This is a genomic window from Nitrospirae bacterium YQR-1 (assembly GCA_039908095.1).
GTDB lineage: Bacteria > Nitrospirota > Thermodesulfovibrionia > Thermodesulfovibrionales > Magnetobacteriaceae > Magnetomonas.
Genome location: JAMOBJ010000024.1, coordinates 19,194 through 44,799 on the forward strand (window position 1 = coordinate 19,194; position 25,606 = coordinate 44,799).

The window sequence follows — 25,606 nt, forward strand, 5'->3', positions numbered from 1 at the left end:
TCCCCTGTAAGGGGAGGCGTCGTTTTCTCCTTGCCGCCTCGTTATGCTTCTGACTGCAACTCGGTATTAATAAGTAGAACCTCAGCTTTTTTTAGGTTTTTAAATGAGAGATATCTGCCATGTGCCGGACTATTTTGCCCTCCACCATATAAATCACAACCTCTGCGATGTTTGTCGAATGATCGGCTATTCGCTCCAGATTTCTTGAAATATATATGAGTTGGGATGCCTGTATGATGCTGTCAGGGTTAAGGGTCATAACGGAGAGTAACCCGTCAATAATAGTGTCATTGAGATCATCCACCTCGTCATCCCTGTTGATTACGGCCAATGCAAGCGCTCTGTCGCCGTTTACGAAAGCATCAATTGCGTCTTTAACCATCATCTGGGTGATTTCCCTTAGCCGTGATATTTCCGAGTAACTCATAATCTGTTGAGTTTCCATCAGAGCAATAGACTTTTCGGCTATATTTACAGCATGGTCGGCTATTCTTTCAAGGTCTGTGGTTATTTTCATCCCTGTAGTTAAAAATCTGAGGTCTTTACCCATGGGTTGGCGGCGTGCTATCAGCCGGATACATTCCTCATCAATATTAACATCCAGAGCGTTTACTATGTGGTCGTTTCTTATTACGCTCTGGGCCAAATCTGCATTGCTTTCTATCAGAGAACGCACAGAGTCCCTTATAGCACTTTCAACCAATGAGGCCATCTTTAAAATGGTCTCTTTCAGAGACTTTAGTTCATCATCCCTTATCGGCATATTCTATCCGAACCTTCCCGTTATGTAATCCTCCGTCAACTTATTTGACGGGTTTGTAAACATAGTGTCAGTCTTATCGTACTCAATAAGGTCGCCAAGCATCATAAAGCCGGTGTAGTCGGAAATTCTTGCGGCCTGCTGCATATTATGCGTTACAATAATTATTGTCACCTCTCTTTTTAATAAAATAGCAAGGTCTTCTATTTTAGAAGTGGATATAGGGTCAAGGGCTGATGTGGGCTCATCAAAAAGCAGCACTTTGGGTTTAACCGCCAGTGAACGTGCGATAACAAGGCGCTGCTGCTGCCCGCCTGAGAGAGCATAAGCGCTTTCATTTAACTTGTTTTTCACCTCATCCCACAGGGCTGCCTGCTTCAGGGCGTTCTCGACGTGTTCGGTCATCTCGCTTCTTTTTTTAATGCCGCGCAATTTAAGTCCGTAAGCAATATTTTCAAATATTGACATCGGAAACGGAGTCGGTTTCTGAAACACCATACCAATCTGACACCGCAGGTCTATAAGGTCTATGTCTTTAGCCAGAATGTCCATCCCGTTAAATGCTATTTCTCCCTCGTATCTGCACCCATGGTACAGATCGTGCATACGGTTAAAACACCTCAACAGTGTGGTCTTACCACATCCTGAGGGGCCTATCAAAGCCGTCACAGAGTTCTTGTATATCGGAAAAGTTACATCCTTGAGCGCCTTAACTCCGGTTGAGTAATAAAAACTTAACCCTTTAACCTCAATGTCCGTTACCTGTTCCATTTGCTCCTTAACAATAAAACATACTATATTCTATAAGTTGCAGTAAATCAATCAAATTCACAGCAATATCAGCATAAAAATATTTTTCACATATGTATTATAGATTATCTCATGTTACAATTGCATTAACACCATGTTACAAATAAATTAATTTTTATTTCAAAGCAATCTATGAAAAAAATTTATTGAAATAATTAATTATTTGTGTTATTATAACTGCATTCAAGCAGGTGCGGCTCTCTGTTAACAATTATAAATCAAATTAAAGGAGGATTTAATGGTTACTAAGACTATGAAAGATTTTATGGGTATGGCCGGTAAGTTTGTAGAGATGAACAAGGGGCAGTGGGACCATAATGCATGGCTGGATTTTATATCTGAATCCAAAAAGATGGGCATTGACATGTGTGACGATACAAAGACATGTGCAGGTGCGGTGCTTGAGGCCATGAAAAACTATTACACCACAATGATGGGTACCGAGAGTATGGCAAGTGTAATGTCGGAGGCGACTGACGCCACATTAAAGCTGATCAAAAACCCTAAGGCTATGATGGACAAGTCGGAATGGGACAACTATATGGCCGGCATGAAGGACAAGGGCATAAAAATGAACACAGAGGCACAGAATTACCTGAAAGCTATGATGGAGGCGACAAAGGAATTTGCAAATGTTGCCAGGATTGACATCCAATAGTTTTTTTTCTTAATGTACACTTCTAAAAACCTGGACAGATACTGTGACAGCTCAGCAGAGCAGGCGGATCGGTTCAGGTTTTTAGTTTAAACCAGCAGGGAATTTAGGACTTATACATCTTTACTCGATTGAACATATCACCAATATTGCCCAATAATTCTCCTTTGAGCAAAACCACCTCCTTGTGTAGTATTTCTTTGGAACGTGCCGGCAATTGCAGTATATAGTTTCTTCACATCTTTAAAATATCTTGTTTGTTGTTAGAGCTATCCGGCGCATCTGCGCTTAAAACGCCACCTTCTACAAAAAAGCATATGTAAAATAAATAGAATCCTTGACAGAAAAAATTATAGTTGTATATGATAATCGGGTATAATGTCAAGGTGGAAGAGTTCATGAAAATAGCAATAGGCTGCGACCATGCCGGCCTTGAATTAAAAGAGGTGATAGTAAAGGAACTGGAGCAGTTGGGAATAGACGTTTTAGACGTCGGTACTCATAATTGCGATTCTGTGGATTACCCCGACTATGGGAAGATGGTGGCTCAGAAGGTCTCAGGTGGAGATGTGCAACGAGGTGTCCTGATCTGTGGAACCGGAATAGGCATGTCCATAGTGGCTAATAAATTTAAAGGTGTGAGGGCGGCTCTTTGCCATGACCACAACACAGCCATTATGAGCAGACAACATAATGATTCAAACATAATGGTTTTAGGAAGCAGAGTAATTTCTAAAGAATTAGCTGTGGAAATGCTACATCTGTGGCTTGATACTCCTTATGAAGGCGGACGGCATCAACAAAGGCTTCAAAAATTAAAACATATAGAGGATAGTACTAAACATGGATAGGTTAGACGGTAAGACATTAAAGCATACGGACCTGGATGTATATGAAGCCATCATGGGAGAGCTCAGGCGCGAAAATGACAATCTTCTGATGATAGCATCTGAAAACTATGCAAGCTATAGTGTAATGGAGGCTCAGGGGTCGGTACTGACAAATAAATATGCTGAGGGATATCCATACAAGCGTTACTACGGCGGTTGCCAATATGTTGACATTGTTGAATCCCTTGCAATAGAGCGTGCAAAGAAGCTCTTTGGCGCCGAACATGTAAACGTACAGGCACACTCCGGATCCTCAGCCAACATGGCGGTTTTTTTTAGCGTCTTAAAGCCCGGAGATACGATTCTGGGCATGGATTTAAGACATGGCGGGCATTTGACACATGGGGCGGCGGTGAGCTTTTCCGGAATGTTATATAAAACCTGCTTTTATGGGGTACACAAAGATACCGGTTATATAGATTATGAGGAAGTAAGGGCTTTGGCGCATCAGTGTAAGCCCAGGATGATAGTGGCAGGTGCCAGTGCATATTCAAGAGTCATTGATTTTTCAGAGTTTGCCTCCATAGCGAAGGAGGTTGGTGCGTATCTGATGGCCGATATTGCCCACATAGCCGGACTGATAGCAGCCGGAGTGCATCCTTCACCGGTAAAGTATGCTGATTTTGTCACATCCTCAACACATAAGACGTTAAGAGGCCCCCGGGGTGGCATGGTAATGTGTAAGGCAGACTATGGAAAGGCACTTGATAAAATCATTTTTCCCGGCATACAGGGCGGCCCGCTTATGCATGTAATAGCGGCAAAGGCTGTAGCGTTTAAAGAAGCGCTGACAGAGGAGTTTAATATTTACCAGAGAAATGTCGTAAAAAATGCCTCACGGCTGGCCGCTGAGTTGATTAAGAGGGATTATAAAATAATTTCAGACGGCACGGATACCCATCTTATGCTTGTTGATTTAAGAAATAAAAAAATAACAGGGGCGCAGGCTGAGCAGTTACTTGATTTGGCCGGAATCACGTTAAATAAGAATTCCATACCATACGATGATAAACCTGCAACGGTGACAAGCGGCATCCGGTTAGGCACTCCGGCTTTGACCACACGCGGATTTATGGAAGATGACATGGAAGAGGTGGCAGATATTATAGACAGTGCACTAAAACACTACAGTGATGAGGGCAATATGGATGCTCAGCGCAGGAAAGTGCAGGCACTTTGCAACAAATACCCTGTTTATTAGGAGTGGCTGCCGGCTAAGATGAAAGAGTAAAAGTTTTTTAATAGTGTATTTGACTAAAGGAGCTAAGATCAGATAGTATAGTGGTGGTTATTATGTTGGGGAGTCGTCTAATGGCAGGACAGCAGACTCTGGATTTGCCTGTAGGGGTTCGAGTCCTCTCTCCCCAGTATAAGTGAAATTGTGGTCCCATCGTCTAGAGGTCCAGGACATAGCCCTCTCAAGGCTAAGACACGGGTTCGATTCCCGTTGGGACTACTTAATAAGTGCTTGGTATTAATCAATAATTCTTCTAAAAACTCTCTGAAATACCGTCACCAGCTCTTTTTGTGAACTCTTTTTTGCTGGTATTATTAAACCTAAAAACGGCAGTTGTTGGTCACACAAAGCCGGTATTATGGGTTAAAATGTATGAGCGAGAGACGAAACTATCAATTTAGCAGCCTGTGAAAGTAAATGGCGGTACAGGGATTTGAAACACTGTTTTTATAACTTATTGATAATGTTAGATAATATGCTGGAGTGTAAGTATTAACACTTGAGGTTCTATCCGATTTGTGGACCATGTCGAGGACCATTATATGATGCATAAAATGCTTTAGCCAAGGGTGTTATGGATAATTTCTTATCTGAATAATTATGCGATTTGCTGAAACTTGCTGGTATGATATCTGCGGTATTATAAACACGTTTATTGATGTAATATTTGTTTTTAAAACCTGCTTTGATAAATTATATGACCATGCATGTTATAATAAGTAAACCTAAGAAAGGGTTTCACGTGCCACAATATTATGATATTACATTAAAAAGTATTTTGAAAGAGTTGCCACGAAAATTCATGAAGATATTAACGGGGTTTGATACGGCAAAGTTTTTGGACGTGCAATTTCCTAGTGTTACATACAGGCAACCCGACTTGCTGGTGGAACTTCCAGATGAGACTTTGTTTCATATGGAGATGCAAGCGCAAAATGCACGTGATATGGATTGTAGAGAGTTGGAGTATTTATATCTGATATACTGTGAGTTTAGAAAATCTATTCGCCAATTAGTTTTATATGTCGGTGATGAAAAAGTAAATATGCGAAATGAAATTAAAATGCCAGGGTTACATTTCACTTATCGGATAATAGATATCAGAACTATAGATTGCAGGGATTTGCTTGAGAGTGATGATCCAGGTGATAATATTTTGGCAATCCTTTGTAAAACAGAAGATGCTGATGGAACCATAAAAGGAATTCTTGCAAAATTATACGAATTACCACCTGATGAAAGAGAAGACTACATTCTAAAATTATTAACCCTATCAAGATTAAGGGGTTTGACGAAATCCGTAAAAAGGGAGGTTAAGAAGATGCCGGTAACTATAGACATAACAAAAGATGAACTTTATTTGGATGGTGTGGAGAAAGGATTGTTTGAGGGTGAACTGAGAGGTAAGCGGGATGGATTACTTGAAGGTGAACTGAGAGGTAAGCGGGAAGGGTTACTTGAGGGTATTGAAGGGATGCTTGAACTCAAATTTGGTTATTCCGGACTTGAGTTGATGAATATGGTTAAGGCAATAAACACTATAGATAAATTAGAAGCATTCAAGAATCTTATAAAGAAAGCCGGTTCAGTTGATGAGTTGAAGGTGTTTCTGGTAAAAAACGTATAAGTACCGGGGGACGGTGCCATAACACCATCCCCTCGCACAGAATTTTTAACAGTCAGTCAGTAAGCAAACTTATTAGTACCATCCTCGCAGGTATGACCAACCAAATTACGTTTAGGTGATGTTGTGCCTTAAAAACAACTCATGGGAACATCGCTACACGTTACAGTTGAAGACGTTATAGCCCCACCAAACTCACTATCCCCGCCTGAGCTAGCTCCTGTAAATGCTAATTTACCGCTATATCCTTTCGAACTGCCTGACGTTAAATCGGATAATGTGATTGTTGTACTACCTGTAGTCATGGTGTTGCCTGAAAATGTCATCAGTTGAGTTGTCTTAGCATCTACGGTAAAGCTGGTGTCTGTTGTTTGATTTGCTGAACCACTTTCTACCGTCATTGTTGTAAATGACCCTGTTACCGAACTTGTCGATACATTAGATACAACACAATAAACCACATTATTCGTATTTGTATGAATATACGGCATATAATATGTTGCTGAACCGGCTTTATCTGCCATTGTTAAATTTAAAGTTATCAGTAATGCTATTAATGTATATGCTATTATCTTTTTCATTTGTATTGTCTCCTTGTTATAACAATTATCAATAGTATGTTCGTATTAATTTTTTAAAAGATGAGATTACCACGTCGCTAACGCTCCTCGTAATGACAAATAAAAAAACGTTGGAGCAACAACCCCGTGCCGTCATTGCGAACCCCCGCAGGGGGTGTGGCAATCTCAGCCTTTAAAGTTGCCAACGGAATTTTGCAAACCACTATAATCTTAATGAGCATAATAACTGCTGCCATCGTAACAGAGAATTCCTAACAGATTCCTCTTAGGGCTTGTGGTTCCCTGAAAACATGCCATTCCTATAGTGCTGCAACTAGCCGATGAATCATTAGAGGCAAATGTTAATTTAGTTCCATACATTACAGAGGCGCTTGATGCCCCGCCTGTATTGTTAAGCAAACTTATTGACGTTGAACCGGTTGTTACGGTTTGCCCCAAAAATGTAATCATCTGAGTACTCTTGGCAGAGAGTGAGAAAGTTGTGCTTTCGTATGATTGCGTAGGCTTTAATGTGGCACCATTTGCCAAAACCATTACATAACCTGTAGCAGATGAGGTTGTCATGTTACTTGCCATGCAATAAAGTACCTGATTTGTATGTGTCTGTAGGTACGGCATAACATAACTTATATTTTTAGTGGTGCCTGTTGTGGTTAAAGAAGTCGTTGTTGTGGTTGTACCACCACCTGTTGTTGAGGCGGTTGTTGTGGTTGTTGATGTGGTGCCACTTGATGATGATACTCCGGTATAAAAATATTGTGTAGCACTTCCATCATGTCCTAACGCTGCTATTTTTGAACCATCAGATGATAAAGCGACACCAATCCAATATGCTAATCCTGCACTACCAGCACCAGTCTCAATATTCCATGTAGAACCGGAATCAGATGAAGTATATACATATCCCCCTGATTGTCCCTGTGAATGTACAATAGCGAGTTTTGTTGCATCAGATGATGATGCAGATGCTTGCCAATAATTGCTTCCAACACTATTTCTTTCAGTCCATGTAACACCAGAATCTGTAGAAGTATAAATATAGCCTGGATAACAAGCAGCAATCAGTTTTGACCCATCTGCTGACGATGACAAATGATTCCAATATTTTGTACCTGAATTTGTTTGTATAGTCCATGTAGTACCTGAATCTGTTGATGTATAAATGTATCCTCCTAAGACAGCTGCTGCAAGCTTAGAACCATCTGATGATGATGTAAGAGCCCACCAGTATCTTGCACCTGCACCTGTCAAAGTCATCCAAGTAGCACCAGAATCTGTAGATGTATAAATATAACCACCAGAACCAGCACCGGAACCATAATCAATAGCGGCAAGTTTTGAACCGTCTGATGATGCTGCGATATGTAACCAATTTCTACTACCAGCATTAGTTCTTGCAGTCCAAGTAGCACCTGAATCTGTAGATGTATAAATATAACCACCAGAACCAGCACCGGAACCATAATCAATAGCGGCAAGTTTTGAACCATCTGATGATGAAGCTATTGCTTGCCATGATCTGCTACCAGCGCTTGTTCGTGCAGTCCATGTGTAAGTATCTGCCGATGCTAAATCACCAATCCACATGGACGTAGCAAAAAAAGACATTGTTACAAGAAATACTAATAAGCCTTTGGAAAACCTCCGTGATTTAAAAACAACCTCCATATTCCACCTCCAAAAAATCATTGGTAGTCATGCTACCATTCAAATTCATTCACACACAAACCATTTTAAAAATGTCGAGTCGTCATAATATATTCCTCCCATAATTAAGTTACATAATTTATAAATAGCGCCTTTATTTCAATATTGAGATTTTTTGAGACGTTTTTTCCTCCTCTGTCATTCCCGACTCCGAGCGGGAATCCAGTCTTTTATGTTTTTTACAAGGAACATGGATTCCGGCTTTCGCTCGGAATGACAAAAAAAGAAAAAGGAATGACAGCTTAGAAGGCTCTTTGATTGTTTTACAACGGAAAGTAAAAAAAGACGAAATATTTATGATGCAATACATGATGACACTAAAGAAGAAATGAGACAAAAGTATTTTGTAGGAGGATTGTGGCGTTATTAGAGGGGATGTTATTCTACTGCTTTTGCGATAGATAGATAGATAGATAGATGTTGACTGATTAATTGCTCTTTTTTAGTTAAAAGCATATAAAAGACTTCCGCCTGCTGCCTCCCTACGTTTTGGAGCTAAGTATAGAAAATATTTAGAAAAAAGTCAAGGGAAAAATTATTGTGTACTACCAAAATATTTTTATTTCAGGCAATTCGAGATGTTGCAGTATTTTTTGTAAATCTTTATAATTCATAAGAGAGGGTTTTTAGATGCCACTATAGTGGATCCCATTGTCAAGACCACATTTAAGTGGAATTAAGGTATAACCCTCTAAGAGGGTGTTTAAGTTGTTAGTTACAGGGGTCAGTATAGATCCACTATACATTTTTAAATGACAAAAAGCAGTCCAATCTATTATACTATCAATTATACCAAGTTGCAGTCGGAAGTAAACACAGGCGGCTGGGAGCAAGCGACGCCTCCCCTTACAGGGGATTCCCCTTTAGGAGAGAGAGTACGCCCCGGAGCTTTTGACAAAGCCAACGAAGTTAAACGATTGAACGCAGCTTGGTATTAGTCTGATAAATTGGGGGAGATATGAAGATACTGGTAATAGGTGGAGGGGGACGGGAACATGCTATTATATGGGCTTTGAAAAAAAGTAAAAAAGTGGATAAGGTCTATTGCTGTCCTGGTAATGCCGGTATTGCCGCCATCGCTGATTGTGTTGATATAGATGTTGATAATGTCTCCGGTCTTGTAGATTTTGTTAAATACGAGTGGATTGACTGCACAATTGTAGGTCCTGAGGTTCCGCTCTGTAACGGCATTGCAGATACATTTGAAAAAGAAGGGTTAAAAATATTCGGGCCTAACAAAAGAGCCGCCCAACTGGAATGCTCTAAGGCATTTTCCAAGGATTTCATGAAACGCAACGGTATTCCCACCGCAGACTACAAGGTCTTCTCATCATACATCCATGCCGAGGAGTACGTGCGCATCAAGGGTGCTCCAATTGTCATTAAAGCCGACGGACTTGCCGCAGGTAAGGGTGTTGTTGTTGCCGGTAACGCCGATGATGCCGTCTCCGCCATCAGAATGATTATGAAAGACAGGGTCTTCGGCACAGCTGGTGATAAACTCGTTATTGAGGATTGTATCGAAGGTGAGGAAGCCTCTTTCATGGCCTTTACCGATGGTAATACCATTATCCCTATGGTCTCCTCCCAGGACCATAAGCGGGTGTTTGACAACGACATGGGAGCAAACACAGGAGGTATGGGCGCTTACAGCCCGGCCCCGGTTATGACCCCTGAAATTGAACACATTGTCATGGAAAAAGTTATGAAACCCACTATCCACGCTCTGTCCAAAGAGGGTATAAAATACAAGGGCATCCTCTACGCAGGTCTTATGATTAAAGACGAAAAACCATATGTGCTTGAGTTTAACTGCCGCCTGGGCGACCCTGAAACACAGGCTGTCCTCATGCGTCTGGACACCGAGCTGATTGACATCGTTTTTGGTGTCATCGAGGGCAATCTGGATAAAGTCAAAGTTGAGTGGTCAAACAGACACTCCGTCACCGTGGTGTTAGCCTCAGGCGGCTACCCCGGAAAGTTTGAAAAGGACAAACCGGTTACAGGCCTTGATAAGGTAAAGGAACTGGACGATGTGTTTGTCTTTCATGCCGGTACCGGTTATAAAGACAACTCAATAGTAACTGCCGGGGGCAGAGTGTGTGCGGTAAGCGCTCTGGGAAGAAACATCAAAGATGCTCTCGATAAAGCCTACTCCGCTATTAAAATGATACACTTTGACAACATGCACTACAGAAAGGACATCGCCCACAGAGCTGTTATTCTTAAACCAACAGAACATCGTGAAAATGGGGTCAAGGGGTCTTAGACACCTTGTGTGATAGGGTTTAGGGGAAAGCCCTTTCCCTTATTTGTTGATCATGGAATTTAAATTAGTAAGTGAATACCAACCAGGGGGAGACCAGCCGGAGGCAATAGAGAAGCTTTCACGTGGGGTTGGAAAACATCCGCATCAGGTACTTTTAGGAGTAACCGGCTCCGGAAAAACCTTTACAATTGCCAATGTTATATCTAACGTACGGAAACCGGCTCTCGTCATAGCCCACAACAAGACACTGGCTGCTCAACTGTATGGCGAATTTAAAGAACTCTTCCCTGAAAACGCTGTGGAGTATTTTGTCAGCTACTATGACTATTACCAGCCTGAGGCATATATTCCCAAAACCGACACCTACATTGCCAAAGATGCCATGATAAACGAGGACATTGACAGACTGCGCCACAGCGCCACCATGTCCGTGCTTGAGAGGAGAGATACCATTGTGGTAGCTTCTGTCTCGTGCATATACGGCATCGGCTCACCTGAGGACTACCTTGGGATGCACATTATAATCACCGAGGGTGCGGCACTATCGAGAAAAGAGCTGTTAAGGCGGCTTTCGGAGCTTCAATATCAACGTGTAGAGGTGGACTTTAAGCGGGGAACCTACAGAGTCAGGGGGGACACTGTTGAAGTGTATCCGGCCTTTTCTCTTGAAAAGGGAATCAGGATTGAGTACTTTGGTGATGATATAGACGCTGTCTTTGAGTTTGATCCACTCACCGGCCAAAAAAGCAGAAGACTTAGAAGTGCCGCCATTTATCCGCGTTCACACTGGATAACTCCGGGCTATAGAATTGAGCCCGCCCTTAAAGCCATCAAGCTTGAGATGCAGCAGAGGGTGGATTATTTCCTGAAAGAGGGCAAGATTATCGAGGCACGGCGCATAGAGCAGCGAACCCTCTTTGATCTGGAAATGCTCAAGGAGTTTGGATTTTGTAACGGCATCGAGAATTACTCAAGGCACCTTAGCGGCAGGGCTCCGGGTGAGCCGGCCTACTCGTTAATAGATTACTTCCCGCCGGATTTGCTTATTGTGGTGGATGAATCACACGTCACAATTCCTCAGATAGGCGGCATGTATGAGGGAGACCGCTCTCGCAAGCAAACGCTGATTGATTACGGCTTCAGGCTGCCCTCAGCGCTGGATAATAGGCCACTTAAGTTTCATGAGTTTGAAAAACGGATAGATAATGTTATTTACGTCTCGGCCACACCGGGAAAGTATGAGATACAAAAATCCCGTGGCTGCATAACAGAGCAAATTATAAGGCCCACAGGACTTATTGATCCTCCAATGGAGGTGCGCCCTGTGGCCGGGCAGGTTGATGACCTTGTAAAGGAAATACGTGCGGCGGCAAAGAGAGGCGAGCGCGTACTTGTCACAACGTTAACCAAAAAAATGGCTGAGGACCTCTCCGAATACTATAACGATATTCATATAAAGACCAGGTACTTACATTCTGACATAGACACACTTGACAGGGTGAAAATCCTGCAGGATTTAAGAATGGGGGTTTTTGACTGCCTGATAGGAGTTAACTTATTAAGGGAGGGGCTGGACTTACCGGAGGTGTCATTGGTGGCTATTTTTGATGCCGACAAGGAGGGGTTTTTAAGGAGCGAGAAATCTCTGATTCAGACCGCAGGCAGGGCTGCCCGCAATGTTAACGGTAAGGTGGTTTTGTATGCAGACAGTATAACGGGTTCTATGACCAGGGCAATGGAAGAGACTGACAGACGCCGTAAAAAACAGCTTACATACAATGAGGAGATGGGAATTACACCGACCACGATTAAAAATAACATAAAGAACATTCTTGCCTCTATCTATGAGTCCGATTACTGGACAGTGCCGGAGAGATATGCCGATGTTGTGGCAGACGGTGAGACTTTGGATGAGGAGACGATAAGAAAACTTGAGGCGCAGATGAAAGAAGCCGCCAAAGCCCTTGATTTCGAGCGGGCTGCTGTGTTAAGGGACAAAATAAGAAACCTCAGAAACAGACTCCTTGTTCTTGGAATAAAATAACAGAAAAAGAAATTATACAAGGTTAATGTGAACTTGCCTGATACCAAGTTACAATCAAAAAAGTAAAATTCAAAAGGATAAGGCAATTAAAGCAACTTAACAATAATCGGCAGGGTAAACAGAGAGCAGGCGGTGGTAGAGACAATCATAAAAGCAGAGAGGGTAACGTCAAGATTAAATCTTGCGGCAATCAGAAGTGATACAACCATAGTGGGCATAGCGCCCTCAACAGCACATGCATTAAGGGCAATGCCGTCAAGACCCAGCTTTTTTGCCACAACATAAGCAAGCATCGGTGAGATAATCAGTTTGATAACCCCTGAGACAGCGGCACAATAGACATGACTAACCTTTGGAATGGTTATAGCAAGACCGATACTAAAAATCATAAGCGGCACAACAAGAGAACCTAAAAGCGACAGAGCTCTAAATACGGGCTCAGGTAACGCAATGCCGGCAGTCTGAATAATTCCGCCAATGATGACTCCCCAGATAGGGGGAAGTGATAGCACGGTTACTACAGACGAATACAACATTTCCTTCCTGCACACTGAGGTTTTCTCAGATTGTCTCTCACAGTTGCCGTACCTTGCCGCGACCTGAGCACCGATTAACCATAGAATCGGTGTAGCAGTCATCAGATCGTAGTATAGGACATATTTCTGAGCTGCAGGACCATAAAGTTCAGTTATGACTGGAAGCCCCAGGTAGGTGGTGTTACCAAATGAGGCGCATATGATGAGTGCCCCGACTTCCGCCATGGAGATGCTTTTAAATTTACCGAGTATTTTAAATACAAAATGAGTGACAGCCATCAGAGTGCAAATAGTAGCGGCAGCCGTTGCAGGTACAAGCACAGCCTCAATATCAAGTGTAGTTTCAGAGAAAATCTTTATACACAACGCAGGCAGAAAGATATTTAATACGGTGGCATTTATAGAATTTCGGGCTGTATCTGCATCAATCCCGCCGGGTTTAAGCCGCCTGAAAACAACACCGCTTAGCACTATCAAGGTGAAAGATATAAGTGTCGCATACATAAGAGATTTGTATTATAGCAGAAGGTATATAAAATGATGACGGGCTGCATTTATATAAAACAATGTATTACCACCTTCTCCTAACTCTCCCTGTATCTTTCTTCATACAAATATCCGACAAAAACATAAAAGTTTCATAGGCTGTGCGTTGCCAGCTGTAGCGCTCTGATAGTTCATAACTGCGAAGTGCATTTTTGTATCTCAACTCAGGATTATCCATCAGGGTTTTCATGGCGGCAGTAATCGTGGCGGTATCCTCAGGGTTAAAGTATATGCCGCCGTCTTTCAGTGTCTCTTTCATCGAACTCATATCAGAGCATGCTATCGGAAGCCCCGCCGACATGGCCTCAAGCAGGATGTTTGAAATCGTCTCACAACTGGAGGCAAAGACAAATCCATCAGCTTCCCTGTAAACCAGGGAAAGTTCCTCATATGGGATTGATTTTTTGTAATTTACAAATTCATGCAGGGGGTCACTTGAATCAATTTCTTTCAAAAGTTTTTTTAAGGCAGGCTTATAGTATGGACCGGCCAGTGAGAGTGTGGCCGGATAGCCCGCCGCTCTTAGTTGTGAAACAGCCTTAACTACATTGTCCTGATGTTTATACACATCGACAATTGATACATAAAGCCATTTAAACGGACTCTGTGCCGTTGTTATTTTCTCATAGTCAGGTTTGTTTTTAAATGCCGGTGAGACTCCGTGCGGGATTACCACAGTTTTGCATGGTAAATTTCCTGAAAGTTTAAAAACCGTGTCTTTGGTGTATTCCGTCAGAAAAATCAGCCCGTCCGCTTTTCTAAATGTACTAATCTGTGCCTTACGCAAGAGCATTAGCCTTAAGGTCATAAGTGAGGGGCCGTAGCGTAATAATTCTTTAGTCTCAAAAGGCAGCAGGTTTCTTGCCATAGTTACAAACGGTTTAAAGTTTCCGTTAAAATTTCCACCTGGTACAAACAGAATATCCGCACTCTGCTCGGCCAATTGTGGCAGCACTCTGCTTTGCCAGTAGAGCCTGTACGGAAGCGGTTTGTCAAGCATAGGTTCATGGCAAAGAGTAAGGCCTTCTTTGGGAGATATCTTACTGAGAGTGTCTGAACCCGCCCAAAGCTTCACATTGCTAAATCCACAGGATTTAAAATCCGCCGCCTTAAAAAGCTCCGTCAGATGGGTTAGGCCGCCTCCCATCCTTAAATTAGAGCAATCAACGCCAAGCCTCACTGTGACATGTCTCTCCTGTAAAAATCAACGAGTACGGCCACAGCCCACAAAATAGAAGCGGCGTTTCTGTGGCCGCTTAAGTGAGAATTAAAAAGTTTCAGAACCTCGTTTTTATTGAGATACAGCGCCTTAAGCGACTGCTCATCGTTAAACCTCTCCAGCGCCCAGTCCTTAAGACCGCCCTTAAGCCATATTGCAACAGGGGCGGAAAAACCCTGCTTAGGCCTGTCAAGTATGCTCCGTGGAATGTAGCGGTAGGCAAGTTTCCTAAGCAGATATTTATTAGTTAATCCTCGTACTTTCCAAGCACAAGGAAGTTTCATCGCCCAATTTACAACCTCAGGATCAAGCAGCGGTGCACGCGCCTCCAGTGAATAAGCCATAGAGGATACATCAACCTTCTGAAGATAATCATCCGGCAGTGTAAACAGAGTATCAAGGCGCATGGCTTTTCCGGTTGCTGTAAGGCCACCTGCAAATTCACCTGTGGCCCTGGTAAAACACTCTGCAATACCCTCTGTGTGCTCTGTCAGTTCTGTAAGCATTATAGATGAGAAATCCTTAACTATACTTCTTGAAAACGCAAACGCAGTGATAGGATCGTTTTTTATAAGCATTTGTGAAAGCAGTTTTATCTTGTGGTTTGAAACCCTTGACAGGGCCTCCGATGTTAACTTTCTGAAGACCTCCGGCATTTTAAATAAAGCCTCAACTCTTTTCAGTATGACGTAGTAGTGGTAACCTCCAAACAATTCATCCCCGCCATCCCCGGTTAGCGCAACAGTTACACTTTCTTTAGCTAGCTCAGATACCGCCATTGAAGGAAGCGCCGAGTAGTCAAAAAACGGCTTGTCAAACTCCACCATAAATCGTGGAATTAAGTTAAGCAGATCATCCACACTCATGGTTTGGCTGTGGTGTTCTGTGTTAAGATGCCTTGCAACCAGCAGAGCATGTGCGCTTTCGTCATACTGTTTTTCCTTAAACCCAATTGTGAATGTCTTAACACTGCCGGCAGAGAGTTTTCTCATCATAGCTACAACAAGCGAGCTGTCTATGCCACCTGAGAGAAATGCCCCAAGCGGGACGTCACTTATCATTTGTAGTTTTACCGCACTCAGAAGTGTCTCTTCAAGCTCTTCAAGTAAATCCCCCTCCTTTACCCTTAAAAGTGCTCTGTCCGGTTCCACCTGTCTGAAATCCTGATACCGCTTTATAATGAGACCGTCTTTGTTAACTAAGAGGTAATGGGCTTGCGGGAGTTTTTTGATTTCCTTATAAATAGTGAGCGGAGCAGGGAAATATCCTATTTCGATGTAGTATCTGAGTCCCTGAGTATCTATCTCACGGCTTAGCCCGGGCAGTATTTCATAAATAGCCTTTGAGCGGGAAGCAAAAGTAAAGATACCACTGTCGTAGTAATAGTAAAAGGGTTTTTCACCCATTCTGTCACGAGCGGCAAAGAGGGTCTTCTCCTGCCTGTCCCAAATGGCAAATGAAAACATGCCTCTGAGGCGTTCTAAACAACCGGCTCCCCATTTTTTGTATGCCTCCAGTAACACCTCAGTGTCACTGTTGCTGTTCCACTTATTAATACTAATTACGTCAAGTTCTGTCCGCAGTTGCCGGAAATTATAAATCTCACCGTTATAGACAACAACATAGCGTCCGCAGTGTGACAACATCGGCTGATGCCCCTCTTTAGTGATATCTATAACCGAGAGTCTCCTGTGTGCCAGCCCTGCAATGCCCTCCATCCAGATTCCTGCGTCATCGGGCCCACGGTTTGACAGCAGGTCACGCGCTTTTTTCAGCCTCTCGGAGTCCACCCCTGCGCCCTTAAAAGCTACCATACCGGCTATCCCGCACATATTACCGTGCACCCTTACCAAAGATGACAGTCTTTACAGTTTCAAAAAGAATTATCACATCCAACATAAAAGAAAGCCGTTTTATATAAAACAGGTCATACTGCAACTTTATGACGGTGTCTTTATAAGAGGCGCCGTAGCCGTACTTTATCTGAGCCCAGCCGGTAATTCCCGGCCTCACGCTGTGTCTTAGTGAGTAGTAGGGAATGCTGTGGTTAAAGCCGTGTACAAAGTCCGGACGTTCCGGGCGCGGCCCTATAAAGCTCATCTCACCCCTCAGCACGTTTATCAGCTGCGGCAGCTCATCTATTCTAAATTTTCTTATAATCCTTCCAATTCCGGTCACCCGCGGGTCGTTATTACCCGCCCACTGCGGTCCATCCGTTTCGGCGTCTGTTTTCATAGAGCGAAACTTCAGGATTTTAAATACATGGCCGTTAAATCCCACACGTTGTTGAGTAAAAAACACCGGCCCCTCAGAGTCCAGCTTAATTAAAACAGCAGTCAAAGCAGCAATTGGTGCTGAAATTATCAGGATTACAACTGAAATAATTTTATCCATAATGTGCTTTAACCTGACATTGTAAATGTTATTGTTTATTCCGTAAAAGGAGGCGTAACTTAGCCATATATCGTCAAGGTTAAAGACCGGCACCATTGTAGTTAGCTCCTCATACATCTCAGGCATTGCGTATATTTCAACACCCTTGAATTTGGCTTCAACAATTGCAGCAAATGTCTCAGCCGTATGAGGCAAATCGCCGGCTATGACTATCCTGTCAACTCTTTCCTCCTCAACGAGGTTTTTTAAAAGGACGGCAGTGTCGGCTTTCATGGGGTTGTCTGATAGCATGGAATCTCCATCAAGGAGTCCGGCAAGCTCAAAACCGGAATGTTTCTTCAGTTCATCTGAAAGAATATCACCTTTTTTGCCGCCGCCTATAATAAGCACACGTGTTTTTATTTTTGTTTTCTCAATGATGGCTCTGAAGGCTGCTCTCCAAAGAGATATTAAAATGAAAACAAACGCTGCATTTAGTATAAATATACCTCTGTGCCAAAATGGGATAACATAAAACAAGACTGCATTAAACGCAGAGGCAAGAAACACGGCTGAGGCCACCTGTAACCAGTACCTCCGCCCTGAGCGTAACTCCGCTATTGAATACAGGTTCAGAGTATAGAAGCAAAAAATGTGAACACCTGTGCTTACAGTAAGAGCTTTAAAAAAATAAGCCGGATTAAAAAACTGATCAAGTCGTAGATATGTAGCCAGATACATGGATGCTGCGATTAAAAGCACATCGCCAACAACCAACAAAATGGCTTTAACCGGAATAATCCTGAAAGAGTTGCCAGTCATACAGTGCTATTTTAGCATAGATGAGCATCCTGAGAAATCTTTGATTTGATGAGAGTACATGTCCAGTGGATAATCCTGAGTGCATTTATTGGTCCATGCTTCTTTCCGGTTGCCTTGAGGTCTTGTTCCACCTGAACACGTAGTAGTAGTCCACTGAGTGCAGGCGATGTGTTTATCGCCATAGGTTATTTTAGACACAGAATCGGGAGCTTATAGCCTAATATCATATATCTTTCGTTTAAATTACTTTTTCTTCTTTTAGTATTTCTCTGACTTTGCTTGTTATATGTCTGTCCAGCTCTTCCCAACCGTATGAGTATATTGCAGGGTCATTTTGTAAGCTGTCCTTTAGTAAATATTTAAACTCACCTCTTTCAGGACGTTTAGCTAACTCATGGTTTACTATAACTAATTCATTGCTCATACGCTCCAGCTCATTGCTCATATGTTCTTGCTCTTTACGAATATGTTCCTGCTCTTTACGAATATGTTCCTGCTCTTTACGAATATGTTCCTGCTCTTTAATCATGCGCTCTTGTACTTTTTTGATACCTGTTACATCTTCAACCAGGGGAAAGAGGATGTTTTTAATTTCAAGTATATCTTTTGCTAAAGGTTTTACGACGTCTTTTATTGCCTCGATTATTTCGCTTTTCCCAAATTTCACTTCCATGTTATCCCTCCACTGTATTACTTTAACAGAAACAGCACTTAAAATCAAGTTTTTTTATCAGTGTAAAGGCCGACGTATTAATCAAGCTTATTGAGTGTAAAAACTATCTTGCCGCTAATCCTGGGAAAAAAGGTTGACACGGTTAAGAAAAATGCCCTGAAACCGTTTATAGGAAAGTACATACTTGATGAGGTAATCTATGTTTGAACAGATGCTGAAGTGCCAGGCTAATGATGAATTTCAGATAAAGACTGATACCCCTTATGGTATAACACAAAACAAAACACTTGACAGTTATATTATTATTTATGTTAAATACAGTGAATTCTTCCATCAAAATAAGGAGATACATAAAGTGCTAAGCAATCAAAAAAGAGGAATACCTGTATGAAACAAGAAATGAAAAGATTGATAGCGCTTGGCGGCGGCGGTCCTGCGGTTGGATTAGGCCTTGGTGTGCTCAGAAGAATCTCAGAGTCTCCGGATATGCGCTTTGACGTATGGACTACCGCCTGTGCCGGCGCATGGCTTGGTATGGCTTATAACATTGCTCCCCCCGGCAAAGAATACGATAACGCTCTGAAGTTTTGCCAAAACAATATGAGACCGGACGATCTGATCTCAGCCTTTCCCATACCAGGACAGTTTGTGCCGGATTTCACCGGAATAATGGAAAACATCAGGGAATTCCTTAACGACCCGAGGTCACTCGAAAATCTCTACGTGCCTCAGCACTGGCCAAAAGCGTTCAAGCACATGATGGAAATCCTCAATGACAGCTCACGCTGGAACAACTGTGAGCTAAACCCTATGATATTAAACGATATAATGGCGGTAAATCCTATAAGCCGTCTGATGGCCTCTCTTTTATACAGAAGCCGAATTACCGGCCTTGCTAAAATGTACTATGACGATTGCAACTACAAAGACAATGCGCTTAACTATAATATAGAAGATATATTTAAACCCGGTAAACCTACTATATATCATAACCTATACAACATCACCAAAAGCCGTGTGGAATTACTTATAAACTCAAAAACACACCCAAAATATAAGCCCATGACGATGAAGAGCCTGAGAGCCGGCTCCGCCTTGCCATACATAATTGAGCCGATAGAAATAGACGGCGATATGTGCTGTGAGGGAGCGATGGTGGACACTATCAACTTTAAAGACGTGATTAGAAACCACCCTGACCTTGACGAGATATGGGTAGTCCGGCTTTTAAACCTAAGCCAGATCAAAGAGCCGAAATCCCTTCTCGATGCTCTGAATAACCTGATAATGCTCTTTGCCGCCACTATGTCTGAGGATGCTATCGCTATGCTCAGATTCAGGTTGGAGAAACGCCGTATGAGAACCAGAGTAATCGAGGTGCCGGTTACAGGAGACATACTTTATGAGTGGTCTGAGAGTAACCTTCAAAGGAGTATAGAGCACGGCTACCGCCATGCCGACAGCATCATTAGTAAATATAAACCTCGTTTTATTCTCAGCCCTCAGTTTGAAACCATGAAGGTGATAACCCGCCATGCCACAACGCATGAAACCATTGGCGATGAGTATGCAATGGAGGAATTGTCGTTTTATAATAAAATTGCAAACACACAAAAACCGTTTAGTATTGTTATTTCGGAGTTGGCTGAGCTTCTATCACTGGTTGTCAAACATATGGATGTTGCACGCAAGGCCGGCGAGGGTAAGAGAGACAATGAAATTTCATCATACGAGGACGAAATTGAAACTCGAGCCACAATTATCACTGAGGCACTACAGATATTCTACTTTGACTCCACCAATGCTAAAAGCGGTGAATTGATCAAGATTTGTATAAACCTCACAGAAATGGTGTATAGTCTAAGCAGAGACATAGCGGAGTTTGTTCTAACCGTCGGCGCCCATGCGGATAACGAACATACAGTCAAACACAGCCGGATATTTATTGAATCTATGGACATAGTGCTTATGACACTTTGTGATACATTAAAAGAGCCTTTAAAAGAAAACCTCGATCTGCTTGCTAAAATGGTGTTTGACCATAGCGAGATGATGATAGCCTACAGAAACGACAATCTGGGTTTGACAAAAGAGCATAACACAAAGCAAAGCTCAGGGCTGTTTGTGCTGACCGATCTCGTTGAGAAATATTTTGATAATGTCAACAGAATAATCAAAAGATTTAGGCGCTACCTCGACTTTGAAAAAATATTAAAAGATAACAAGGTTATTTAATGTCCGGCAAGATTATCGACAATAAACAGCAGTGGTTTATAGTGTTTAGTCTTTCTGTTGGAATCCTGATGGCATCCCTTGACTTTGCTATAGTAAACGTCTCACTGCCGACTATCACGGCGTATTTTAAGACAACCACTGAGCATGCCTCGTGGGTCGTACTGACATATTTTCTTGCCAACATGGGACTAACCCTGGTAATAGGGCGACTTGGCGATATATGGGGCTTTAAGAGGCTATACATATGGGGCATGGCTATCTTTACACTATCGTCACTTGCCTGTGGTGCTTCACTATCTGTGGAGATGCTTATAGTTGCAAGGGTGCTTCAGGGAATAGGGGGAGCGATGTTTGCCACACTGGTGCTGGCTATGATAACCTCATACCTGCCCTCGGAATACCGCGGTAAGTACATCGGCATAGTGAGCATGTGTAAGTCTCTGGGGGTGATGATGGGCCCGGGGGCCGGCGCCATGATTACCTCCTATGTAAGCTGGAAGTGGATATTTTTTGTGAACATCCCTTTTGGTATAGCAGCTTTTGCAAGCGCTGCAATGTTGTTGCGTAAAGACGTTTCACAAAGCAACGTTAAGAAGCTCCGGTTAGGGGAGTTTGTCATTGCAATCGCAGCCATTACCTTATTTTTTTACACACTCTCTATAGGTGACAGCTATGGATGGTTCTCCCCGTTGGTGTTGACATTACTTGTGGTATCAGGCTTTGGTCTGGTATTTTTCGTAAGAATGGAATTGAAGTTGGAAGCGCCGCTTATAAACCTTTCTCTGCTTGGCAATATTGATTTGTCTATGGGGCTTATTGCTAATACACTTAGGTTTGTAATTGTTTTTGGTGTGAATTTTGTCTTTCCTTTTTACTTTGAAATAGCAATGGGTTATTCTTTAAAGATTTCGGGGATACTTCTGATGATACCCTCGGCACTTATGATAGTGATGAGTCCCTTTATGGGCAGGGTGTCGGATAAAATCGGCTCCCGAATGCTCTGCGTAACAGGAATGTGCCTGAGTTTAGTCTGCTTTTTGATGCTTGTTTTATATCCCGGCGCAGGGTTTTGGTATATATTGGCATCCATGGTGGTGCTTGGCCTGAGTTCGGGGCTGTTTTCATCGCCAAATGATGCCTTGATAATGGGACACGCTCCTAAGGGTATGGAGGGGCTGGCCTCAAGTCTCAACATTTTGGCAAACAGAGCGGGTGGCACTTTCGGCATAATCGTTTTTCAAAATATCATTGCTTTGTCTCTACCGGCAGGGGTTGACATCAAACCCGGTGTTTCACCTCAAATCCTTCACAGAGTGTTTGAAAACACATTTATCGCTGCCGCTGTGCTGTCTGCCATGGTTATTGTTTTCTCTTTTTTTGCAAAGGATGCCAAACGGGAGTAAATACAGGTTTTCTATCTTTGATGTAGTAAACTTTGATAGGAGGGGAGTAAAATGTTCGATATAAATGTAACTTTGGAAAAATCCTATACGGTGTTTGACATGGACCGTGCGGCACTGGACGGTGATTTGCCGGTTGGTATAAAGTATATGCGTTTTTTGGCAGCACATAACAAAACGCTCCAAGGCGGCAGTGATATCGTTGCCATCTTCCACGGTGATGCCTGCCATATGGTACTAAATGACGATTCATACAACACGTTGCGCAAGGTCTCTTACGGTAATCCATATGCTGCGATGATTCAGCAGCTGATTGATAACGGAGCTGGAGTCGAAATATGTGGAGTCACCATGAGAAACCACTTATGGACTAAAGACAATATCCTGACCGGTGTAAAAGTAAATTCAAACGGACTGCTTAGGCTGATTCAGTTAGCACAGCAGGGGTATGTTATGATTCGGCCATAGGTTTTAAGAGGAGTTTAATAATAATGCCGAATCCATTTGACAGAATTTCAAAAAATGCCTGTTTAATGTAGCTTATATATTGCTGGAAGAGGTTTTATACCAAGTTGCAGTCAATCGTCTAACTTCGTTGGCTTCCTCAAAAGCTCCTCAACATACTAAACAGTACGCCTGCGTCGCTTTCTCCCAGCCGCCTGTGTTTACTTCTGACTACAACTTGGTATTAGTATGAGATGGTAATGAGAAAGTATTTTTGAATAAAAAAAGAATAAATGAAAAATGAGGCACCTTAGTAACAATATGTTATAATGTCGGTGGCTGGTGCGTACCGGAATGTCCTTATCAAAGGATGGATTTTATACCAGGGAGATTCTAATATGGGATTGTCCGAACATGAGCTAAACCGTTACAAGAGACAAATGATGATGGATGGATGGGGTGAAGAAAACCAACAGAAGCTGAAAAACTCCACAGTTTTTGTGGCGGGGGCAGGCGGCCTCGGCTCTCCAGTCTCTATTTATCTTGCCGTGGCAGGCGTAGGACGCTTAAGGATATGCGATTTTGATTCCCCGGATTGGTCAAACTTAAACAGACAAATTCTCCACGACCACACTCGGATTGGAATGAACAAGGCACAATCGGCTAAAGTTACCCTTAATAAAATTAACCCTGACGTAGAGATAATTGCCTTTACCGACACCATAAACAGTGACAACGTTGACAATCTTGTCGGTGATTCCGCAATTATTGTTGATTGTATGGATAATTTTAAGACAAGATATGTACTTAATGAATGTGCTATAAGGAAAAATATTCCTCTGGTCTATGGCAGCATCTGGGGTATGGACGGCAGGCTCTCTTTTATCCACTATCCTGAGACACCGTGTCTGATGTGCCTCTTCCCGGACCCGCCTCCACAGGAGATATTCCCCGTTATCGGCACCACCCCTGGTGTTATCGGCTCTCTACAGGCCCTTGAGACTATTAAATACCTCACTGGGCTTGGAAAGCCTATAAAGGGAAAACTGCTGGTGTGGGATGGCAGTATCTGTGAGTTCAAGACATTTAAAACACATAAAGACCCCCACTGCTTTACCTGTGGGGGCCTTTAGTTTTCTTAAATTATTTATTTTAAACTATTTGTTCTCTAAAAGGGGCGTCTGGACCTTACGTCTAACCTTGGAGGTCTCAGTGTAAGCGGTTCCTCAGGGAAAGTCATACGATAATCCCTGATCTTATTAAAAAGCGTCTTGTAGTCAACCTGTAGGAGGCTTGCCGCCTTCTTTTTATTACCGCCTGTTATATTAAGAACATGGCATATTGCATCTTTTTCTACTGATTCTATAGCCTTATTTGTTATTTCCCGTAGCGATTTGTAGATTTTTTCACTCTTTCTGCCGGTAGGCGCAGGGCGATAACCTTTTACATAAGCACGTAGAAATGCCAAATCGCCATGGTCTATTATATCACTCTTACAAATCAAAATAGCCCTTCTTATGACATTTTTAAGTTCCCTTAAGTTGCCCGGCCAGTCGTGAAATCCCAATAATGCAATAGCATCATCAGTGAACCCATAAATCACCTTTTGTAGCTCATTTGTCAACTCCGTTAAAAACCTGCCGGCAAAGAAAGCAATATCTTCCTTATGGTCTCTTAAGGCAGGAATCTTTATCAAATATTCATTAAGCCTGTAGTATAAATCAGCGCCGAAACTATCTTGTTTAACCAGTTCCTCAAGGCTTCTGTTTGCTAAAGCTATAATCCGTATATCAATTTCTCTGGACTGCTGAGACCCTAAAGGGGTGATCTTTCTGTCTTCCACTGCACTGAGAAGCTTATTTTGCAGATGTCTCGGTACGGTCTGTAATTCGTCCAAAAGTATTGTGCCGTAGTTGGCCGTTTCAAAAAATCCTTTTTTGCTTTTATCTGCTCCTGTAAAAGCACCCTTTTCATATCCAAACAATTCACTCTCTACCAGCGCCTCAGGGATAAGACTTAAATCCACCTTTACAAGAGGCTTGCCTGCTCTCTTACTTAAGCTATGGATCAGCTTTGCGATATAGCCTTTCCCTGTGCCGGTCTCACCCTCGATAATCACCGACATGCCGGTCTCCGCCACTGTTATTATGTCATTGCAAATTTTAGACATCGCCCGGCTATCACCCAGATGGACCTTAATTGAGTCTGAAAGAATAGAGGTTAGCAACTTTACCTTTTTCTTTGCCGATATATGGTCAACAGCGTTTCTCACCAAAATACCAAGTTTATCAAAATCCGGCGGCTTTGTCATAAACTCATAAGCACCCGCCTTCATAGCTTCCACAGCTGAGGGAATATCACCAAAGGCTGTGAGCATTATAACCGGCAGGTCGGCACTATCTTTTTTAATATCCCTGAGAGTTTCTATTCCGCTTTTGCCGGGCATCAAAAGATCAAGAAGCACTACATCCGGCTTATGCTTACTAATCATCTGTAAACCCTTATCACCGTTTCCGGCCTCCAGCGTCTTAAAACCCAACTCCTTCAAATACCCTGCATAAGTTAGCCTCACCATCTCCTCATCATCCACTATCAATACACTTTTTACATCTTCCTGTACTTTCATCCTGTCCGCTCCTTTAACTGTTATAAAAAAGTTTTAATGTTTTCTTGTTAAAGTCCCCCGTTATTGTATTACGCTGCAAATGTCAAAAATGTATTATAATTACTTACAGGAATAAAGTCAAACCATTTTTAAAAGTCAAAGGAGTTAAAGATTAG

General features: G+C 42.5%; 23 protein-coding genes and 2 tRNA genes. 13 read left to right on the top strand and 12 right to left on the bottom strand.

Annotated elements, in window-relative coordinates:
- Positions 1 to 91: 91 nt before the first annotated feature.
- Both phoU and pstB read right to left on the bottom strand, forming a co-directional pair.
- Entirely contained in the window at positions 92 to 763 is a 672-nt protein-coding gene (phoU, locus tag H7844_11395; GenBank protein MEO5357888.1) for a phosphate signaling complex protein PhoU, read from the bottom strand.
- Between the two features lie 3 nt (positions 764 to 766).
- Positions 767 to 1,531: a phosphate ABC transporter ATP-binding protein PstB gene (pstB, locus tag H7844_11400; protein ID MEO5357889.1), complete on the bottom strand. Its 765-nt coding sequence runs from the start codon at positions 1,529 to 1,531 to the stop codon at positions 767 to 769.
- 277 nt (positions 1,532 to 1,808) lie between these two features.
- Between pstB and H7844_11405 the strand changes: the two genes are divergently transcribed.
- The 6 genes from H7844_11405 to H7844_11430 all read left to right on the top strand — a co-directional run bounded on the left by H7844_11405 (position 1,809) and on the right by H7844_11430 (position 5,979).
- Positions 1,809 to 2,228, top strand: a complete 420-nt coding sequence (locus H7844_11405) for a hypothetical protein (GenBank protein MEO5357890.1) — start codon at positions 1,809 to 1,811, stop codon at positions 2,226 to 2,228.
- A 395-nt stretch (positions 2,229 to 2,623) separates the two neighbouring features.
- A complete protein-coding gene (rpiB, locus tag H7844_11410) occupies positions 2,624 to 3,076 on the top strand; it encodes a ribose 5-phosphate isomerase B (GenBank protein ID MEO5357891.1) in 453 nt (150 codons plus the stop codon).
- A gap of 52 nt (positions 3,077 to 3,128) precedes the next feature.
- Entirely contained in the window at positions 3,129 to 4,316 is a 1,188-nt protein-coding gene (locus tag H7844_11415) for a serine hydroxymethyltransferase (protein ID MEO5357892.1), read from the top strand.
- Between the two features lie 96 nt (positions 4,317 to 4,412).
- Positions 4,413 to 4,483 (top strand) — tRNA-Gln (locus H7844_11420).
- A 15-nt stretch (positions 4,484 to 4,498) separates the two neighbouring features.
- Positions 4,499 to 4,571 (top strand) — tRNA-Glu (locus H7844_11425).
- A gap of 583 nt (positions 4,572 to 5,154) precedes the next feature.
- On the top strand, positions 5,155 to 5,979 hold the full coding sequence (locus tag H7844_11430; GenBank protein ID MEO5357893.1) for a hypothetical protein: 825 nt from the start codon (positions 5,155 to 5,157) through the stop codon (positions 5,977 to 5,979).
- 128 nt (positions 5,980 to 6,107) lie between these two features.
- Here the strand turns inward: H7844_11430 and H7844_11435 are convergent, their stop codons facing one another.
- From H7844_11435 to H7844_11445, 3 genes are all read right to left on the bottom strand, one after another.
- The gene (locus H7844_11435) at positions 6,108 to 6,557 is read right to left on the bottom strand and encodes a hypothetical protein (GenBank protein ID MEO5357894.1); all 450 of its coding nucleotides are present in this window, start codon (positions 6,555 to 6,557) and stop codon (positions 6,108 to 6,110) included.
- Positions 6,558 to 6,634: 77 nt separating this feature from the next.
- A complete protein-coding gene (locus H7844_11440; protein ID MEO5357895.1) occupies positions 6,635 to 6,778 on the bottom strand; it encodes a hypothetical protein in 144 nt (47 codons plus the stop codon).
- Positions 6,768 to 8,225, bottom strand: a complete 1,458-nt coding sequence (locus H7844_11445) for a glycoside hydrolase (protein MEO5357896.1) — start codon at positions 8,223 to 8,225, stop codon at positions 6,768 to 6,770. Before H7844_11445 ends, H7844_11440 begins: the two co-directional genes overlap by 11 nt.
- A 997-nt stretch (positions 8,226 to 9,222) precedes the next feature.
- Here H7844_11445 and purD point away from each other — a divergent pair.
- A complete protein-coding gene (purD, locus tag H7844_11450; GenBank protein ID MEO5357897.1) occupies positions 9,223 to 10,533 on the top strand; it encodes a phosphoribosylamine--glycine ligase in 1,311 nt (436 codons plus the stop codon).
- A 49-nt stretch (positions 10,534 to 10,582) separates the two neighbouring features.
- Entirely contained in the window at positions 10,583 to 12,577 is a 1,995-nt protein-coding gene (gene uvrB / locus H7844_11455) for an excinuclease ABC subunit UvrB (GenBank protein MEO5357898.1), read from the top strand.
- 86 nt (positions 12,578 to 12,663) lie between these two features.
- On the opposite strand, the gene H7844_11460 is transcribed toward uvrB, so the two are convergent.
- The 6 genes from H7844_11460 to H7844_11485 all read right to left on the bottom strand — a co-directional run bounded on the left by H7844_11460 (position 12,664) and on the right by H7844_11485 (position 18,746).
- Complete coding sequence (locus tag H7844_11460) at positions 12,664 to 13,617, bottom strand: AEC family transporter (protein MEO5357899.1); 954 nt, start codon at positions 13,615 to 13,617, stop codon at positions 12,664 to 12,666.
- A gap of 67 nt (positions 13,618 to 13,684) precedes the next feature.
- Complete coding sequence (locus H7844_11465) at positions 13,685 to 14,839, bottom strand: glycosyltransferase family 4 protein (GenBank protein ID MEO5357900.1); 1,155 nt, start codon at positions 14,837 to 14,839, stop codon at positions 13,685 to 13,687.
- On the bottom strand, positions 14,836 to 16,692 hold the full coding sequence (gene asnB, locus H7844_11470) for an asparagine synthase (glutamine-hydrolyzing) (GenBank protein ID MEO5357901.1): 1,857 nt from the start codon (positions 16,690 to 16,692) through the stop codon (positions 14,836 to 14,838). The genes H7844_11465 and asnB overlap by 4 nt, the downstream gene beginning before the upstream one ends.
- A gap of 19 nt (positions 16,693 to 16,711) precedes the next feature.
- Entirely contained in the window at positions 16,712 to 18,073 is a 1,362-nt protein-coding gene (locus H7844_11475; GenBank protein MEO5357902.1) for a sugar transferase, read from the bottom strand.
- Between the two features lie 6 nt (positions 18,074 to 18,079).
- Positions 18,080 to 18,271, bottom strand: a complete 192-nt coding sequence (locus tag H7844_11480) for a hypothetical protein (GenBank protein MEO5357903.1) — start codon at positions 18,269 to 18,271, stop codon at positions 18,080 to 18,082.
- A gap of 40 nt (positions 18,272 to 18,311) precedes the next feature.
- Positions 18,312 to 18,746: a hypothetical protein gene (locus H7844_11485; GenBank protein MEO5357904.1), complete on the bottom strand. Its 435-nt coding sequence runs from the start codon at positions 18,744 to 18,746 to the stop codon at positions 18,312 to 18,314.
- Between the two features lie 199 nt (positions 18,747 to 18,945).
- On the opposite strand from H7844_11485, the gene H7844_11490 reads away from it, so the two are divergent.
- From H7844_11490 to H7844_11510, 5 genes are all read left to right on the top strand, one after another.
- Positions 18,946 to 19,137 carry a hypothetical protein gene (locus tag H7844_11490; GenBank protein ID MEO5357905.1) on the top strand — a complete coding sequence of 64 codons (192 nt, stop codon included), beginning with the start codon at positions 18,946 to 18,948 and terminating at the stop codon, positions 19,135 to 19,137.
- Positions 19,134 to 20,981 (top strand): patatin-like phospholipase family protein, encoded by a 1,848-nt coding sequence (locus H7844_11495; protein ID MEO5357906.1) that lies wholly within the window; start codon positions 19,134 to 19,136, stop codon positions 20,979 to 20,981. Before H7844_11490 ends, H7844_11495 begins: the two co-directional genes overlap by 4 nt.
- Complete coding sequence (locus H7844_11500) at positions 20,981 to 22,384, top strand: MFS transporter (protein ID MEO5357907.1); 1,404 nt, start codon at positions 20,981 to 20,983, stop codon at positions 22,382 to 22,384. Before H7844_11495 ends, H7844_11500 begins: the two co-directional genes overlap by 1 nt.
- 51 nt (positions 22,385 to 22,435) lie before the next feature.
- Positions 22,436 to 22,849 (top strand): DsrE family protein, encoded by a 414-nt coding sequence (locus H7844_11505; protein ID MEO5357908.1) that lies wholly within the window; start codon positions 22,436 to 22,438, stop codon positions 22,847 to 22,849.
- Positions 22,850 to 23,223: 374 nt separating this feature from the next.
- A complete protein-coding gene (locus H7844_11510) occupies positions 23,224 to 23,958 on the top strand; it encodes a HesA/MoeB/ThiF family protein (protein MEO5357909.1) in 735 nt (244 codons plus the stop codon).
- Positions 23,959 to 23,993: 35 nt separating this feature from the next.
- Here H7844_11510 and H7844_11515 read toward each other — a convergent pair whose 3' ends face one another.
- Positions 23,994 to 25,451, bottom strand: coding sequence for a sigma-54 dependent transcriptional regulator (locus H7844_11515; GenBank protein ID MEO5357910.1), 1,458 nt, complete (start codon positions 25,449 to 25,451; stop codon positions 23,994 to 23,996).
- Positions 25,452 to 25,606: the final 155 nt, after the last annotated feature.

Coding starts and splice junctions, on each gene's coding strand:
- phoU (MEO5357888.1), bottom strand. CDS start 763: ATGCCGATAAGGGATGATGAACTAAAGTCTCTGAAAGAGACCATTTTA.
- pstB (MEO5357889.1), bottom strand. CDS start 1,531: ATGGAACAGGTAACGGACATTGAGGTTAAAGGGTTAAGTTTTTATTAC.
- H7844_11405 (MEO5357890.1), top strand. CDS start 1,809: ATGGTTACTAAGACTATGAAAGATTTTATGGGTATGGCCGGTAAGTTT.
- rpiB (MEO5357891.1), top strand. CDS start 2,624: ATGAAAATAGCAATAGGCTGCGACCATGCCGGCCTTGAATTAAAAGAG.
- H7844_11415 (MEO5357892.1), top strand. CDS start 3,129: ATGGGAGAGCTCAGGCGCGAAAATGACAATCTTCTGATGATAGCATCT.
- H7844_11430 (MEO5357893.1), top strand. CDS start 5,155: ATGAAGATATTAACGGGGTTTGATACGGCAAAGTTTTTGGACGTGCAA.
- H7844_11435 (MEO5357894.1), bottom strand. CDS start 6,557: ATGAAAAAGATAATAGCATATACATTAATAGCATTACTGATAACTTTA.
- H7844_11440 (MEO5357895.1), bottom strand. CDS start 6,778: ATGCTCATTAAGATTATAGTGGTTTGCAAAATTCCGTTGGCAACTTTA.
- H7844_11445 (MEO5357896.1), bottom strand. CDS start 8,225: ATGGAGGTTGTTTTTAAATCACGGAGGTTTTCCAAAGGCTTATTAGTA.
- purD (MEO5357897.1), top strand. CDS start 9,223: ATGAAGATACTGGTAATAGGTGGAGGGGGACGGGAACATGCTATTATA.
- H7844_11460 (MEO5357899.1), bottom strand. CDS start 13,617: ATGTATGCGACACTTATATCTTTCACCTTGATAGTGCTAAGCGGTGTT.
- asnB (MEO5357901.1), bottom strand. CDS start 16,692: ATGGTAGCTTTTAAGGGCGCAGGGGTGGACTCCGAGAGGCTGAAAAAA.
- H7844_11475 (MEO5357902.1), bottom strand. CDS start 18,073: ATGACTGGCAACTCTTTCAGGATTATTCCGGTTAAAGCCATTTTGTTG.
- H7844_11485 (MEO5357904.1), bottom strand. CDS start 18,746: ATGGAAGTGAAATTTGGGAAAAGCGAAATAATCGAGGCAATAAAAGAC.
- H7844_11490 (MEO5357905.1), top strand. CDS start 18,946: ATGTTTGAACAGATGCTGAAGTGCCAGGCTAATGATGAATTTCAGATA.
- H7844_11495 (MEO5357906.1), top strand. CDS start 19,134: ATGAAACAAGAAATGAAAAGATTGATAGCGCTTGGCGGCGGCGGTCCT.
- H7844_11500 (MEO5357907.1), top strand. CDS start 20,981: ATGTCCGGCAAGATTATCGACAATAAACAGCAGTGGTTTATAGTGTTT.
- H7844_11505 (MEO5357908.1), top strand. CDS start 22,436: ATGTTCGATATAAATGTAACTTTGGAAAAATCCTATACGGTGTTTGAC.
- H7844_11510 (MEO5357909.1), top strand. CDS start 23,224: ATGGGATTGTCCGAACATGAGCTAAACCGTTACAAGAGACAAATGATG.
- H7844_11515 (MEO5357910.1), bottom strand. CDS start 25,451: ATGAAAGTACAGGAAGATGTAAAAAGTGTATTGATAGTGGATGATGAG.